Genomic DNA, 14,613 nt, shown 5'->3' on the forward strand with positions numbered 1-14,613 from the left:
GTGGCCACGGGGTGCCCCTTCCGTACGGGTCGGTGGTTCCGCCCGCTCCAGCAATGGACAAGTTTCAACTATTCCCGGGGTCGCTCCGGGCTCCCACCGACGTCACCGGCCGCACCAGCCTCACCGACGTCCTGACCTCACCGGCCTCACCGGCCTCACCGGCCCACCGGCGAGGGCTGCGGGGCCGGCGGCAGCGGCCCCGGTCCCGGCCGCGACCCCGGGCCCCCCGGGTGCTCGCCGCCGCCCAGCGCGCGGTGCACGGCGGCGTCCAGGTCGAGCCGGGTGCCGGTGGCGAAGAAGTCGGCGTACTCCTGCTCGGTCAGCCCGGCGCCCGCCCGCTCCGCGCAGGCCCGGTGCGGGCCGTTGAAGGTACGGGAGCCGAAGAACGGCTTGCCGACCGCCTGCCAGATCCGGTGCGCCGCACCCTGGAGTACCCGGGCCTCGCGCAGGTCCCCCGGCTCGCCCGGTCCGGCCGGCTCGGTCTCCAGCAGCGCCAGCAGGTCGATCGCCAGCACGATGCCCAGCAGGTCGTTGAAGAGGTGGTTGAGCCGGACGCTCTCCCGCGCCAGCGCCCGGGCCGGGCGGACCTCGCCGTTCAGCCAGTGCGAGTACGCCAGCGCGTACAGCCCGTACGCGTACGCCCACTGCTCGCCGTGCTCCTCGCACAGCTCGCGGACCTGGCCGAGCCACAGCCGGCCGCTGTCCTGGTCGCCCTGGAACAGGTAGGCGATGCCCAGCTCGAACATCGCCATCAGGACGTTGCTGTTGAGCTCGCCGATGGTGCGGTAGTGCCAGAGCGCCTCCTCGAACAGCTCGGCCGCCCGGGCCGGCTCGTCGCCGATCAGCGCCGCGCAGCCCTGCCGGTGCACCGCGTACGCGAGCGCGCGGTCGTCGCCGGTGGCCAGCGCCTGGCGGCGGCACTCCTCCAGCGCGGGCCGGGCGGAGACCAGGTCGCCCTGGAGGGTGGCCATGTAGCCGGTCACCCAGAGCGCCTTGGCCCGGGCCTCGGTCGGCTCCGGGGCGAGGGCGAGGGCCCGGTCGAGCCAGTGCCGCCCCTCGCCGAGGTGGCCGCAGCCGACCCAGTAGAACCACAGCGTGCCGGCCATCAGCAAGGCGATCTGCTCCTCGCCCGGCTCGGCCAGGCAGAACTCCAGGGCGGCCCGCAGATTGGGGTGCGCCAGCTCGGTCCGCTCGGCGGTCTCCGCCTGCCGGGGGCCGAACCACTCGACCTCGCCCCAGGTGGCCACGCCCAGGTACCAGTCGCGGTGCCGGCACAGCAGCCGGTGCTCCTCGCCCGCCGCGCGCAGCCAGCGCAGCCCGTACTCGCGGACGGTGTCCAGCAGCCGGAACCGGACGCCGAAGGGGCTGTCCTCGCGCAGCACCACGGACTTGGCGACCAGTTCGGTGAGCAGGTCCAGCAGCTCGTCCGGATCGACGCCCTCGCCGCCGCACACGTACTCGGCCGCGTCCAGGTCGAAGCCGCCCGCGAAGACCGAGAGGCGGGCCCAGAGTAAACGTTCCTGCTCCGTGCAGAGCTCGTGGCTCCAGCCGATCGTCGTCCGCAGCGTCTGATGGCGCGGCAGCGCGGCCGGGTCGCCGCCGGTCAGCAGCCGGAACCGGTCGTCCAGCCGCGCGCCGATCTGCTCCACCGACAGCGCCCGCAGCCGCCCTGCGGCCAGCTCCACCGCCAGCGGGATGCCGTCCAGCCGCCGGCACAGCTGGGCGATCCCCTCCGCGTTCGCGGCGGTGACCGCGAACGACGGCAGCACCGCCCGGGCCCGGTGCGCGAACAGCAGCACCGCGTCCGGCGGCGCGCCGGGGACGATCGCGCCGGCGGTGCCGACCGGAAGCGGGGCCAGGTTCAGCAGGTGCTCCCCGGCCGTCCGCAGCGCCACCCGGCTGGTCGCCAGCACCCGCAGCCCCGGCAGCGCCCGCAGCAGCGCCACGGCCAGCTCGGCGCAGGCCGGCACCAGGTGCTCGCAGCCGTCCAGCACCAGCAGCAGCCGGCGCCCGGCGAGCCGCTCGGTCAGCACCTCCACCGGGGACCGCGCCGTCCCGTCGGTCAGCCGCAGCGCCTCCAGCACGGCGTGCCCGAGCAGCCGGCCGTCCTGCACCGGGGCCGCGTCGACCAGCCAGGTGCCGTCCGGGAACGCCCCCGCCGCCCGCGCGGCGGCCCGCAGGGCCAGCCGGCTCTTGCCGACCCCGCCCGGGCCGGTGACCGTCACCAGCCGCTGCTCGGCCAGCAGCAGCGCCAGCTCGGTCAGCTCGCGCTGCCGGCCGACGAAGCTGGTGAGCTCCGCCGGGAGCCGCCCCGGCGCCGTCCGGTCCGGCCGTGGTGTGGAATCCAGATCCAACCCCTGCTCCCCGTTTCGAGGCCCGGGCCAGGTCGGCCCGGGCGTCCGGCTCGGCCGCGTGGGTGGCGACCTGCCTGGCAGAACGAGGTGACCGGCGGGTAGGTTACGCGCGCCGATCGCACACCCGGTCGGTTCGCCGCGCACCCCTCGGGAGAAACCCGGTCCGGAAACCCGGTGCGGTCGCGATAGGGTTCCCCCTGGGAAACAGCAAGGCGAGGGAGCGCGCAAAGGTGTCCGTGGGAGAGCTGGCCGGTCTGCTCGTCGCCGTGTTCTGGGCGGTCCTGGTCACCCTGCTCGCCGTCGTGCTGGTCCGGTTGTCGCGGGTGCTCAAGGAGGCCACCGTCCTCGTCTCCGCCGTCACCGAGCAGGCCGTGCCGCTGCTGGCCGACGCCGGCGCCGCCGTGCGCAGCGCCAACGAGCAGCTGGAGCGGGTGGACGAGATCACCGCCAACGTGCAGGACGCGGCGGCCAACGCCAACGCGCTCTCCTCCACCGTCGCGGCCACCCTCGGCGGCCCGCTGGTCAAGGTCGCGGCGTTCAGCTACGGCGTGCGCAAGGCCGTCGCCAAGCAGCAGGGCACCGCGACGCTGCCCGCCCAGTCGTCCGAGCGCGAGGAACTGGCCCGGCTGATCCGGGCCGAGGTCCGCGCCGCGACCGCGCCGAGGACCGGCCTGCTGTCCCGGGTCCGGCGCGCGGTGAGGGGCTGACGGCATGGTGCGACGCATCTTCTGGATGGCGGTCGGCGCGGGCGCCACCGTCTGGGCCGTGAACAAGGCCAACGAGACCGTGCACCGGCTCACCCCGGACAGCCTGTCCGGCACCGCCGCGCGCGGTGCGCTGCACCTGGGCGACCTGGCCAAGCAGTTCGCCCAGGACGTCCGGACCGGCATGACCGAGCGCGAGGAGCAGCTGCGCGAGGACCTCGGGCTGGACGGCACCGCCGTCGTCGAGCCGCGCCGCCGGAGCTCCCGCCCGTCGGCCACCACCACCCGTTCCGGGAAGCGCTCCGCGCTGCCCCCCTCGACGGAGCCCCAGTACCGAGCTATCTCGGCGGCGCCCGGTAGCCCGGCCGCCGCCCTGCCTCCGCCCACCCCCCAAGCCATCGAGAAAACGCCCCGGCGCGCGATTCCGCCGCGGGGCGGTACGAACCGGAAGGACCACTAATGGAGTCGGCAGAGATCCGCCGCCGCTGGCTGCGCTTCTTCGAGGAGCGCGGCCACACCGTCGTTCCGTCGGCGTCCCTGGTCGCCGACGACCCCACCCTGCTGCTGGTCAACGCCGGCATGGTGCCGTTCAAGCCGTACTTCCTGGGCGAGGTCAAGCCGCAGTTCTCGCGCGCCACCAGCGTCCAGAAGTGTGTGCGCACCCTGGACATCGAGGAGGTCGGGAAGACCACCCGGCACGGCTCCTTCTTCCAGATGTGCGGCAACTTCTCCTTCGGTGACTACTTCAAGGAAGGAGCCATCAAGTTCGCCTGGGAGCTGCTCACCACTCCCGTCGCGGACGGTGGCTACGGCCTGGAGAAGGAGAAGCTCTGGATCACCGTCTACAAGGACGACGACGAGGCCGAGCAGATCTGGCGCGAGGTCATCGGCGTCCCGTCCGAGCGGATCCAGCGCCTGGGCATGAAGGACAACTTCTGGTCGATGGGCGTCCCCGGCCCGTGCGGCCCTTGCTCGGAGATCAACTACGACCGCGGCCCCGCCTACGGCGAGGAGGGCGGCCCCGCCGTCAACGGCGAGCGCTACCTGGAGATCTGGAACCTGGTCTTCATGCAGTACGAGCGCGGCCACGGCGACGGCAAGGACGGGTTCGAGATCCTCGGCGACCTGCCGAGCAAGAACATCGACACCGGCCTCGGCCTGGAGCGTCTGGCCGCCATCCTGCAGGGCGTCGACAACCTCTTCGAGATCGACACCAGCCGGATGATCCTGGACCGGGCCGCCGAGCTCACCGGCCACACCTACGGCGCCGACCACCGGTCCGACGTCTCGCTGCGCGTGGTCACCGACCACATCCGCACCGCGCTGATGCTGATCGGCGACGGCGTCACCCCCGGCAACGAGGGCCGCGGCTACGTGCTGCGCCGCATCCTGCGCCGGGCGATCCGCAACATGCGCCTGCTGGGTGCCACCGGTGTGGTCGCCAAGGACCTCACCGATGTCGCGATCAAGGCGATGGCCCCGCAGTACCCGGAGCTGGAGGCCGACCGCAAGCGCATCGAGACGGTCGTCGCCGGCGAGGAGGCGGCCTTCCTGCAGACCCTCAAGGCCGGTACCAGCCTGCTCGACACCGCGGTCACCGAGACCAAGCAGTCCGGCGGCGCGGTGCTCTCCGGCGACCAGGCGTTCAAGCTGCACGACACCTACGGCTTCCCGATCGACCTGACCCTGGAGATGGCCGAGGAGCAGGGCCTCCAGGTCGACGAGGCCGGCTTCCGCCGTCTGATGCAGGAGCAGCGGGACCGTGCCAAGGCGGACGCCAGGGCGAAGAAGATGGGCCACGCCGACGTCGCCGCGTACCGCGAGGTCGCCGACAAGTCCGGCGCCAGCGTCTTCACCGGCTACTCCCTCACCGAGGGCGAGGCCACCGTGGTCGGCCTGCTGGTGGACGGCGTCCCGGCGCCGGCCGCCTCCGAGGGCGACGAGGTGGAGCTCATCCTCGACCGCACCCCGTTCTACGCCGAGGGCGGCGGCCAGCTCGCCGACCACGGCCGGATCCGGCTGGACTCCGGCGCGGTCGTCGAGATCCGCGACGTGCAGCAGCCGGTGCCGGGCGTGGTCGTGCACTCCGGCGGCGTGCTGTTCGGCGAGGTCGTGCTCGGCGCCTCGGCCTACGCCACCATCGACGTGGACCGCCGCCGGGCGATCGCCCGCGCCCACTCGGCCACCCACCTGACCCACCAGGCGCTGCGCGACGCGCTCGGCCCGACGGCCGCCCAGGCCGGTTCGGAGAACGCCCCGGGCCGCTTCCGCTTCGACTTCGGCTCGCCCGCCGCCGTGCCCGGCAGTGTGCTGACCGACGTCGAGCAGAAGATCAACGACGTGCTGACCCGCGAGCTGGAGGTCACCGCCGAGGTCATGACGATGGACCAGGCCCGCAAGGCCGGCGCCATCGCGATGTTCGGCGAGAAGTACGGCGACGAGGTCCGCGTCGTCACCATCGGCGACTTCTCCAAGGAGCTGTGCGGCGGCACCCACGTCGGCAACACCGCCCAGCTGGGTCTGGTGAAGCTGCTCGGCGAGTCCTCGATCGGCTCCGGGGTGCGCCGGGTGGAGGCGCTGGTCGGCGCCGACGCCTACCGCTTCCTGGCCCGTGAGCACACCGTGGTCGCCCAGCTGACCGAGCTGGTCAAGGGCCGTCCGGAGGAGCTGCCGGAGAAGATCTCCGGAATGCTCGCCAAGCTCAAGGACGCCGAGAAGGAGATCGAGCGCTTCCGCGCCGAGAAGGTGCTCGCGGCCGCCGCGGGTCTCGCCGACTCGGCCGAGGACGTGCAGGGCATCGCCGTGGTGGCCGCCCGGGTCGCCGACGGCGTCGGCGCGGACGAGCTGCGCAAGCTGGTCCTGGACGTGCGCGGCCGGCTCGGCTCGCGCCCGGCCGTGGTCGCCGCCTTCACCGTGTCGAACGACCGCCCGCTGACCGTGATCGCCACCAACGAGGACGCCCGCGGCCGCGGCATCAAGGCCGGCGAGCTGGTCCGTACCGCGGCCAAGACCCTCGGCGGCGGCGGTGGCGGCAAGGACGACGTCGCCCAGGGCGGCGGCACCGACGCGACCGCGATCGACAAGGCCGTCGCCGCCGTGCGCGGCCTGGTCGCGGAGCGCGCCTCCTGATGGGGTCCGGGTTCTGATGGAGATCGAGGAGAAGCCCTTCCGGCGCGGGCGGCGGATCGCCGTCGACGTCGGGGACGCCCGGATCGGGGTCGCGTCCTGCGACCCCGACGGGGTGCTCGCCACCCCGGTGGAGACCGTCCCGGCCGGCGCGAAGTCGCAGGCCAGGATCGCCGCGATCGTCGAGGAGTACGGCGCGATCGAGGTGGTCGTGGGTCTGCCGCGCTCGCTCAGCGGCAAGGAGGGCCCGGCGGCGGAGAAGGTCCGCGGCTACGCGGTGCGGCTGGCCGACCGGCTCTGGCCGGTCCCGGTCCGGCTGGTCGACGAGCGGATGTCGACCGTCACCGCGACCCACGGGCTGCGCGCCTCGGGGGTCAAGGCCAAGAAGGGCCGCTCGGTGGTCGACCAGGCCGCCGCGGTGGTGATCCTGCAGACCGCCCTTGAGTCCGAACGGGTGAGCGGACGCCCGCCCGGTGAGAGCGTCGAGGCGGCGGGCTGACCGGCCTGCTCTAACGTCCCGGTGAGGGGTCCGTGCGGACCGCCGAGGGGGCGCGCCGTGACCGACCTGGACCTCACACCCGGCCTGAGCCCCGGCCACCTAGGTGCGCCGGTGATCGAACCGGAGGGCCGCCCGCCGGGCCCGCCCGTTCCGCGCCGCGAACCGCCGGACCCGCACCGGCGGCGGACCGGACTGGCCTGCCTGCTGACCGCGCTGTCGCTGGTGGTCGTGTTCGGCGGGATCGGGCTGGCGGGCTTCAGCTGGCTCCAGGGGCAGCGCAAGCCGCCGGCCGCCGCCGACTTCGCGGGCCCCGGCTCCGGGTCGGTGCAGGTCTCGGTGCCGGAGGGGGCCGGCCTCAGCCAGATCGCCTCCGCCCTGGTGCGCAACGGCGTGGTGGCCAGCTCGCTGGCCTTCACCCGGGCGGCGAAGGGCAGTGCGGCGGCGGCCGGGCGGATCCAGCCGGGCACGTACACCCTGCGGCAGCGGATGTCGGCGGCCGCGGCGCTCGCCGTCCTGGTCGACCCGGCCAACGCCAACGGTCTGACCATCCCCGAGGGCTGGCGCGGCAGCCAGATCTACGCGGCGATCGACAAGAAGCTGGGGCTGGCCGAGGGCACCACCGAGCAGACGGCCAAGGACCAGGCCGCCGAGCTGGGCCTGCCGGAGAACGCCAACGGCACCCCCGAGGGCTACCTGTTCCCCGCGACCTACAGCGTCACCGACGACACCACCGCGGCCGAGCTGCTGAAGCAGATGGTCGACCGGGCCGGGAAGGAGTTCGCCCGGGACGACGCGGAGGTCGTCGCGACCAATCTCGGGCAGAGCCTGTACGGGCTGGTGACCATCGCGAGCATGGTGCAGGGCGAGGCCGACAACTCCGAGGACATGGCCAAGGTCGCGCGGGTGATCTACAACCGGCTGGCCAAGAACATGCCGCTCCAGCTGGACTCCACCATCAACTACGCGCTCGGACGCTCCACGCTGAACACCAGCGTCACGGACACCCGGCTCGACTCCCCCTACAACACCTACAAGCACGCCGGGCTGCCGCCGACGCCGATCTCCAACCCGGGGCGGCAGGCGATCATGGCGGCGGTGGACCCCGCGCCGGGGGACTGGCTCTACTTCGTGACCGTGAAGCCCGGGGACACCCGGTTCACCGACAGTTTCGAGGTGCAGCAGAAGAACGTCGCCGAGTTCAACGCGACCCGGGCCGCGAGCCCGGCCGCCACGCCGTCCGGTTCGCCCTCCGGTCCGGCGCCGGCGTCCGGGTCGTCCGCAGGGTCGTCAGCCGGGTCGGCGCCCGCCGGGGCGGGGGCGCCCTCGGGTACGGGTGGTCACTGAGCGCAGTGGCTGCGGCCCCGGCCGGACGGCCGACTGCGGTACGGTAGCGTCTCCGTCCAGGTGTTGCGCTAGCACGCCGGTTCGACAAGCAGCCGGGACGCCGTCCCGGGCGACCGGGCCGATCCTCCGGTCGTCTCCGTCGGTATAAGGGGATCAATGACCGATCTGGGTCGGGGCTACGGCCCCCAGGGCTCCGAGCCGTGGCATCCGGGCGACCCCGGGTACGGCGGTCAGCAGCCGGTCCCCGGCCAGCAGGACGGGCAGTGGCAGCAGCACCCCCAGCAGCAGTACGGCGACGGCGGCCAGGGCATGGGGCAGCAGCAGGGGTACCCCCAGCAGCAGGGCGTTCAGGGTCAGCAGCAGCAGTACGGCGGCGGCCAGCAGGGCTACCCCCAGCAGGGGACGGGCCCGCAGGGGTATCCCCAGCAGCAGGGCGTTCAGGGTCAGCAGCAGCAGTACGGCGACGGCGGCCAGGGCGCGGGGCAGGGGTATCCCCAGCAGCCCCAGCACCCCCAGCAGCAGCAGGGCTACCCGCAGCAGCAGGGCGGCGGCCAGCAGGGCTACCCGCAGCAGGGGACGGGCCCGCAGGGGTATCCCCAGCAGCAGGGCGGCCAGGGTCAGCAGGGTTACCCCCAGCAGCAGGGCGTTCAGGGTCAGCAGCAGTACGGCGGCGGCCAGCAGGGCTACCCGCAGCAGCAGATGCCGCAGCAGGGCGGCCCGCAGCAGCTGCCGCAACAAGGCGCGCCGGGCGACCCCGGCCGGGCCGCTCCGGCGGAGCAGAAGCAGCCGGCCGCCGCACGGCCCGCGGGGCCAGGGCCGGACGGCATCGACTGGGAGGCGGAGGCCGCCGCGCTCGAGGCCGGGGCCGACCCGGTCGGTGCCGCCGACGAGGCCGGGCACGCCGAGGGCGAGTGGGACGGCCACGAGGGCGAGCACGCCGAGGACGAGTACCGCGGCGACGCCTCCGACGAGGACGGGAACGGCTTCCTCGGCGAGGAGGACCAGTCCCGCGAGGCCAAGAAGAAGCGCAAGGAGAACGGCAAGAAGTCGGGCCGGCGCAACGGCGGCGCCTGCCTGGTGGTCGCCCTGGTGCTGCTCGGGATCATGGGCGGCGCCGGCTGGTGGGGCTACGGCTTCTACAAGGACCACTTCGGCCCGCCGCCGGACTTCCCCGGCCCGGGCGCCGGCTCGGTCAAGGTCGAGATCAAGCAGGGCGCGGTCGGCAGCCAGATGGGTCTGGCGCTGAAGCAGGCCGGCGTGGTCAAGAGCGTCGACGCCTTCAGCAACGCCTGCGAGAAGAACGTCAAGTGCTCCAGCATCCAGCCCGGCACCTACAGCATGCCGACGGAGATGTCCGCCGAGGGCGCCGTGCAGTTCCTGGTGGAGGCCAACGGCGGTGAGAAGCTGATCGTCCAGGAGGGCCTGACCGCCGCGGCCACCTACGTCAAGATCGACGACAAGCTGAAACTGCCCAAGGGCACCACCGCGGCCGTCGCCAAGGAGCAGGCGGGCACCCTCGGTCTCCCGCCGTACGCCAACGGCAACATCGAGGGCTTCCTCTGGCCGACCCGCTACTCGATCACCGAGGGCATGAAGCCCGAGGAACTGCTCAAGCAGATGGTCAAGAACGCCGTCGACCGCTACGCGAGCCTGGACGCCGAGGCGTCGAAGATCGGGTTGAAGACCGGCTACGACGTGGTCATCGAGGCCAGCATCCTGCAGGCCGAGGGCAACAACCCCGAGGACTTCGCCAAGATGGCCCGGACCATCCAGAACCGGCTGGCCGACAAGGGCAAGGTCAACGGCAAGCTCGGCATGGACACCACGCTGCAGTACTCGCTCGGCCGCAAGAACCTGGACAAGAAGGACATCAACGACGCGTCCAACAAGTACAACACCTACTACAACGCCGGCCTGCCGCCGACCCCGATCTCCAACCCGGGCGACGCCGCACTGAAGGCGACGCTGAACCCGGCGGACGGCAAGTGGCTGTACTTCATCGCGATGTCGCCGACCCACACCCTGTTCGCGGACACCGACGCGGAGCACGCCAAGAACGTCGAGTCCTACTGCCTGGCGGCCGGTCAGAAGTTCGACGCGGTCTCCGTCCACTGCACCACCAAGTGACGACCGCCGGGGGGCGGCGGAGGAAGTGAGCAGCGTGACCAGCAAGCACCGGGCGGCCGTCCTCGGCTCGCCGATCGCCCACTCGCTCTCGCCCGCCCTGCACCGGGCCGCCTTCGCGGCGCTCGGTCTGGACGGCTGGCGCTACGACCGGTTCGAGGTCGACGAGGCCGGCCTGCCCGGCTTCGTCGCCGGGCTGGACGAGGCCGAGTGGACCGGCTGCTCGCTGACCATGCCGCTCAAGCGGGCGGTGCTCCCGCTGCTCGACGAGGTGAGCGACACCGCCCGGTCGGTCGACGCGGTGAACACCCTGGTCTTCACCGCCGACGGCCGGCGCGAGGGTCACAACACGGACGTGCCCGGCCTGGTCAACGCGCTGCGCGAGCGCGGCGTCACCGAGGTGCCGACGGCCGCCGTGCTCGGCGCCGGGGCCACCGCCTCCTCGGCGCTGGCCGCGCTGGCCCGGCTCGGCGCCCGCGAGGTGACCGTCTACGTCCGCACCCCCGAACGGGCCCGGGAGATGGCCGCGCTGGGCGAACGGCTCGGTGTGGCGGTGCGCACCGCCGACTGGGAGCGCGGCGCCGAAGCGCTGGCCCATCCGCTCACCGTGGCCACCACCCCGGCCGGGGCGACCGACGCCTTCGCCGCGGGGCTGACCGCCGAGCCGGGCGCGCTGTTCGACGTGCTGTACCACCCGTGGCCGACCGCGCTGGCCGCCGCCTGCGCGGACCGCGGGGCGACCGTGCTGGGCGGCCTCGACCTGCTGGTGCACCAGGCGGTGCTGCAGAGCGAGCTCTTCACCGGGTGCAGCCCAGGCCCGCTGGCGGCGATCCGCGCGGCCGGCGAGGCGGCGCTCGCGGCGGGCTGACCGCCGCCGCCGGACCGGGTGGTGCACGGACGGTGTGCGTCCGTGGTGCGCCCGCCGTGTCCGTACTGTGCCCGGGGTGTGGTGGTGCCCGACCGGCGGCCCCGCGGCCGCGCGTGACCGGCCATTCCCGTCCGCCGGTCGGCCGAATGCTGTCCGGTGATCGGACTCCAGGGCCGGTCGGCCGTTCGGCATGAAAGGATTCGGGGAGAGAAGGCACGCCCGGACGGGTGCGGCAGCCCCGCGCCGGTCCGCTGATGAAGGAGCTCCGTTGGGTACGTTGCGCTGGCTGACGGCGGGGGAGTCGCACGGCCCCGCACTCGTCGCGACGCTGGAGGGCCTGCCCGCCGGTGTACCGGTCACCACCGCGGTGGTGGCCGACGCCCTGGCGCGCCGCCGGCTCGGCTACGGTCGCGGCGCACGGATGAAGTTCGAGCAGGACGAGGTGACCTTCCTCGGCGGCGTCCGGCACGGGCTCACCATGGGCAGCCCGGTGGCCGTCATGGTCGGCAACACCGAGTGGCCGAAGTGGGAGCAGGTCATGTCGGCCGACCCGGTCGACCCCGAGGTGCTGGCCGGTCTCGGCCGCAACGAGGCGCTGACCCGTCCGCGCCCCGGCCACGCCGACCTGGCCGGTATGCAGAAGTACTCGATCGACGAGGCCCGCCCGATCCTGGAGCGCGCCAGCGCCCGGGAGACCGCCGCCCGGGTCGCGCTCGGCGCCGTCGCCCGCTCCTACCTCAAGGAGACCTGCGGCATCGAGATCGTCAGCCACGTGGTCGAGCTGGCCGCCGCCAAGGCCCCGGCCGGGGTGCTGCCGCTGCCCTCCGACGAGGCGAAGCTGGACGCCGACCCGGTGCGCTGCCTGGACGCGGACGCGTCGAAGGCGATGGTCGCCGAGATCGACCAGGCCCACAAGGACGGCGACACCCTCGGCGGCGTCGTCGAGGTCCTCGCCTACGGCGTCCCGGTCGGCCTCGGCTCGCACGTGCACTGGGACCGCCGCCTCGACGCCCGGCTGGCCGCCGCGCTGATGGGCATCCAGGCGATCAAGGGTGTCGAGGTCGGCGACGGCTTCGACCTCGCCCGCGTCCCCGGCTCGCAGGCGCACGACGAGATCGTGCCGGGCCCCGACGGCGCCAAGCGCGTCACCGGCCGCTCCGGCGGCACCGAGGGCGGCCTGTCCACCGGCGAGCTGCTGCGGGTGCGCGCCGCGATGAAGCCGATCGCGACCGTCCCGCGCGCGCTGCGCACCGTGGACGTGCGCACCGGCGAGCCCGCCAAGGCGCACCACCAGCGTTCCGACGTCTGCGCGGTGCCGGCGGCCGGCATCGTCGCCGAGGCGATGGTCGCCCTGGTGCTGGCCGACGCGGTGAGCGAGAAGTTCGGTGGCGACCACGTGTCGGAGACCCGGCGCAATGTGCGGAGCTACCTCGACAACCTGATCGTCCGATGACCGCTCCGGTCCTTGTGCTGGTAGGCCCGCCCGGCAGCGGCAAGTCCACCGTCGGGCGGGTCGTCGCCGAGCGCCTCGGCGTGGACTTCCGGGACACCGACGCCGACATCGAGGCGCGGGCCGGCAAGCCGATCCCGGACATCTTCGTGGACGAGGGCGAACCGCACTTCCGCGCCCTGGAGGAGGCGGCCGTGCGCGCCGCGGCCGGGACCCACGCCGGGGTGCTGGCGCTCGGCGGCGGCGCGGTGCTGGCCGGGCCGACCCGTGAGCTGCTGCGCGAGCTGCCGGTGGTGTTCCTGGAGGTCCCGCTCGCCGACGCGGTCAAGCGGGTCGGCCTGGACGCCCCGCGCCCGCTGCTCGCGGTCAACCCGCGGGCCCGCTGGCGCGAGCTGATGGAGGCCCGCCGCCCCCTCTACCTGGAGGTGGCCACCGCCGTCGTCGACACCGCCGACCGCACCCCCGAGCAGGTCGCGGACGCCGTACTGGAAGCACTGGAGCTGAAGACCCCCCATGACTGACACCACCGTCAGGATCCACGTCGGCGGAAGCGCCGGCCACGACCCGTACGACGTGCTGATCGGGCACCAGCTGCTCGGTGAGCTGTCCCCGCTGATCGGGACCCGGGCCAAGCGGGTCGCGATCATCCACCCGGAGGCGCTGTCCGCCACCGCCGACGCCGTCCGCGAGGACCTGGCCGGCGAGGGCTACGACGCCATCGCGCTGCAGGTGCCGAACGCCGAGGAGGCCAAGAGCGCCGAGGTCGCCGCGTACTGCTGGTCGGTGCTCGGGCAGACCGGGTTCACCCGCAGCGACGTCGTCGTCGGCCTCGGCGGCGGGGCCACCACCGACCTGGCCGGCTTCGTCGCCGCCACCTGGCTGCGCGGGGTGCGCTGGATCTCCATGCCCACCACGCTGCTCGGCATGGTCGACGCGGCGGTCGGCGGCAAGACCGGCATCAACATCGCCGAGGGCAAGAACATGGTCGGCGCCTTCCACCCGCCGGTGGGCGTGCTGGCCGACCTCGGCACCCTGGAGACCGTGCCCAAGCACGACTACGTCTCCGGGCTCGCCGAGGTCATCAAGTGCGGCTTCATCGCCGACCCGGCCATCCTCGACCTGGTCGAGGCCGACCCCGAGGGCGCCAGGACCCCGGCCGGGCCGCACACCGTCGAGCTGATCCGCCGTGCCATCCAGGTCAAGGCCGACGTGGTCTCCGGGGACCTCAAGGAGTCCGGGCAGCGCGAGATCCTCAACTACGGCCACACCCTCGGCCACGCCATCGAGCGCAACGAGCGGTACAAGTGGCGGCACGGCGCGGCGATCTCGATCGGCATGGTGTACGCCGCCGAGCTGGGCCGGCTCGCCGGGCGGCTGGACGACGAGACCGCCGACCGGCACCGCTCGGTGCTCGCCTCGGTCGGCCTGCCGCTCACCTACCGGGCGGACGCCTGGCCGAAGCTGCTGGACGCGATGAAGATCGACAAGAAGTCGCGCGGCGACCTGATCCGCTTCATCGTGCTGGACGGCCTCGCCAGGACCTCCGTGCTGGAGGGCCCCGACCCGTCCCTGCTGGTGGCCGCCTACGCGGAGGTGTCCGCGTGACCAGGGTGATGGTGCTCAACGGCCCCAACCTGGGCCGACTGGGCAGCCGCGAGCCCGACGTCTACGGCGCCACCTCCTACGCCGGGCTGGTCGAGCGCTGTACCGCGCTCGGCGAGGAGTTCGGCTTCGAGGTCGAGGTGCACGAGACCAACTCCGAGCAGCAGATGGTGGAGTGGCTGCACGAGGCCGCCGACGGCCGGGTGCCGGTGGTGATCAACCCGGGCGCGTTCACCCACTACTCGTACGCGATGCGGGACGCCGCCGCGCAGCGCACCGCGCCGCTGGTCGAGGTGCACATCTCCAACCCGTACGCCCGGGAGACCTTCCGGCACACCTCGGTGATCGCCGCGGTGGCCTCCGGGACGATCGCCGGGTTCGGGATCGGCTCGTACGAGCTGGCGCTGCGGGCGCTCGCCGAGCAGCTGGCCGCGGGCTGACGGGGCCTCGGGGCCGGGCCCGGCCGGTGGCCGGTGGCGGGGGGGGGGGGGGGGGGGGGGGGCCCCCCCCCCCCCCGGGGTGTGGCGCGCGCGGGGCTGGGG

The 14,613-nt window shown here is 73.7% G+C and carries 13 protein-coding genes; 11 read left to right on the forward strand and 2 right to left on the reverse strand.

Annotation, left to right across the window (positions count from 1 at the left end; genetic code table 11):
- Positions 1-155: 155 nt before the first annotated feature.
- Positions 156-2,354, reverse strand: coding sequence for a regulator (locus SM793_RS31425; RefSeq protein WP_320441710.1), 2,199 nt, complete (start codon positions 2,352-2,354; stop codon positions 156-158).
- A gap of 230 nt (positions 2,355-2,584) precedes the next feature.
- Here SM793_RS31425 and SM793_RS31430 point away from each other — a divergent pair, with 230 nt between their 5' ends.
- The 5 genes from SM793_RS31430 to mltG (SM793_RS31450) are packed head-to-tail and all read left to right on the forward strand — an operon-like array spanning position 2,585 to position 8,027.
- Positions 2,585-3,061, forward strand: a complete 477-nt coding sequence (locus SM793_RS31430) for a DUF948 domain-containing protein (RefSeq protein ID WP_320441711.1) — start codon at positions 2,585-2,587, stop codon at positions 3,059-3,061.
- 4 nt (positions 3,062-3,065) lie between these two features.
- Complete coding sequence (locus SM793_RS31435; RefSeq protein WP_320441712.1) at positions 3,066-3,518, forward strand: DUF6167 family protein; 453 nt, start codon at positions 3,066-3,068, stop codon at positions 3,516-3,518.
- A complete protein-coding gene (alaS, locus tag SM793_RS31440) occupies positions 3,518-6,187 on the forward strand; it encodes an alanine--tRNA ligase (RefSeq protein ID WP_320441713.1) in 2,670 nt (889 codons plus the stop codon). The genes SM793_RS31435 and alaS overlap by 1 nt, the downstream gene beginning before the upstream one ends.
- Before the next feature lie 16 nt (positions 6,188-6,203).
- Entirely contained in the window at positions 6,204-6,683 is a 480-nt protein-coding gene (ruvX, locus tag SM793_RS31445; RefSeq protein ID WP_266275303.1) for a Holliday junction resolvase RuvX, read from the forward strand.
- Positions 6,684-6,740: 57 nt separating this feature from the next.
- On the forward strand, positions 6,741-8,027 hold the full coding sequence (gene mltG, locus SM793_RS31450) for an endolytic transglycosylase MltG (protein ID WP_320441714.1): 1,287 nt from the start codon (positions 6,741-6,743) through the stop codon (positions 8,025-8,027).
- A 153-nt stretch (positions 8,028-8,180) separates the two neighbouring features.
- Here the strand turns inward: mltG (SM793_RS31450) and SM793_RS31455 are convergent, their stop codons facing one another.
- Positions 8,181-8,762 (reverse strand): hypothetical protein, encoded by a 582-nt coding sequence (locus SM793_RS31455; protein WP_320441715.1) that lies wholly within the window; start codon positions 8,760-8,762, stop codon positions 8,181-8,183.
- On the opposite strand from SM793_RS31455, the gene mltG (SM793_RS31460) reads away from it, so the two are divergent.
- The 6 genes from mltG (SM793_RS31460) to aroQ all read left to right on the forward strand — a co-directional run bounded on the left by mltG (SM793_RS31460) (position 8,727) and on the right by aroQ (position 14,511).
- Positions 8,727-10,154 carry an endolytic transglycosylase MltG gene (mltG, locus tag SM793_RS31460; protein WP_320441716.1) on the forward strand — a complete coding sequence of 476 codons (1,428 nt, stop codon included), beginning with the start codon at positions 8,727-8,729 and terminating at the stop codon, positions 10,152-10,154. The two genes, SM793_RS31455 and mltG (SM793_RS31460), sit on opposite strands and share 36 nt — an antisense overlap.
- A gap of 34 nt (positions 10,155-10,188) precedes the next feature.
- Positions 10,189-11,019: a shikimate dehydrogenase gene (locus SM793_RS31465; RefSeq protein ID WP_320441717.1), complete on the forward strand. Its 831-nt coding sequence runs from the start codon at positions 10,189-10,191 to the stop codon at positions 11,017-11,019.
- 268 nt (positions 11,020-11,287) lie between these two features.
- Entirely contained in the window at positions 11,288-12,472 is a 1,185-nt protein-coding gene (aroC, locus tag SM793_RS31470) for a chorismate synthase (protein WP_320441718.1), read from the forward strand.
- Complete coding sequence (locus SM793_RS31475) at positions 12,469-12,990, forward strand: shikimate kinase (RefSeq protein WP_320441719.1); 522 nt, start codon at positions 12,469-12,471, stop codon at positions 12,988-12,990. The genes aroC and SM793_RS31475 overlap by 4 nt, the downstream gene beginning before the upstream one ends.
- Positions 12,983-14,074, forward strand: a complete 1,092-nt coding sequence (gene aroB, locus SM793_RS31480) for a 3-dehydroquinate synthase (protein ID WP_320441720.1) — start codon at positions 12,983-12,985, stop codon at positions 14,072-14,074. The genes SM793_RS31475 and aroB overlap by 8 nt, the downstream gene beginning before the upstream one ends.
- Before the next feature lie 8 nt (positions 14,075-14,082).
- On the forward strand, positions 14,083-14,511 hold the full coding sequence (gene aroQ / locus SM793_RS31485; RefSeq protein ID WP_320441724.1) for a type II 3-dehydroquinate dehydratase: 429 nt from the start codon (positions 14,083-14,085) through the stop codon (positions 14,509-14,511).
- Positions 14,512-14,613 lie beyond the last annotated feature (102 nt).

The sequence above is a fragment of the Kitasatospora purpeofusca genome, from assembly GCF_034043715.1.
Lineage (GTDB): Bacteria > Actinomycetota > Actinomycetes > Streptomycetales > Streptomycetaceae > Kitasatospora > Kitasatospora purpeofusca_A.

Coding starts and splice junctions, on each gene's coding strand:
- SM793_RS31435 (WP_320441712.1), top strand. CDS start 3,066: ATGGTGCGACGCATCTTCTGGATGGCGGTCGGCGCGGGCGCCACCGTC.
- alaS (WP_320441713.1), top strand. CDS start 3,518: ATGGAGTCGGCAGAGATCCGCCGCCGCTGGCTGCGCTTCTTCGAGGAG.
- ruvX (WP_266275303.1), top strand. CDS start 6,204: ATGGAGATCGAGGAGAAGCCCTTCCGGCGCGGGCGGCGGATCGCCGTC.
- mltG (WP_320441716.1), top strand. CDS start 8,727: ATGCCGCAGCAGGGCGGCCCGCAGCAGCTGCCGCAACAAGGCGCGCCG.
- SM793_RS31475 (WP_320441719.1), top strand. CDS start 12,469: ATGACCGCTCCGGTCCTTGTGCTGGTAGGCCCGCCCGGCAGCGGCAAG.
- aroB (WP_320441720.1), top strand. CDS start 12,983: ATGACTGACACCACCGTCAGGATCCACGTCGGCGGAAGCGCCGGCCAC.
- aroQ (WP_320441724.1), top strand. CDS start 14,083: ATGGTGCTCAACGGCCCCAACCTGGGCCGACTGGGCAGCCGCGAGCCC.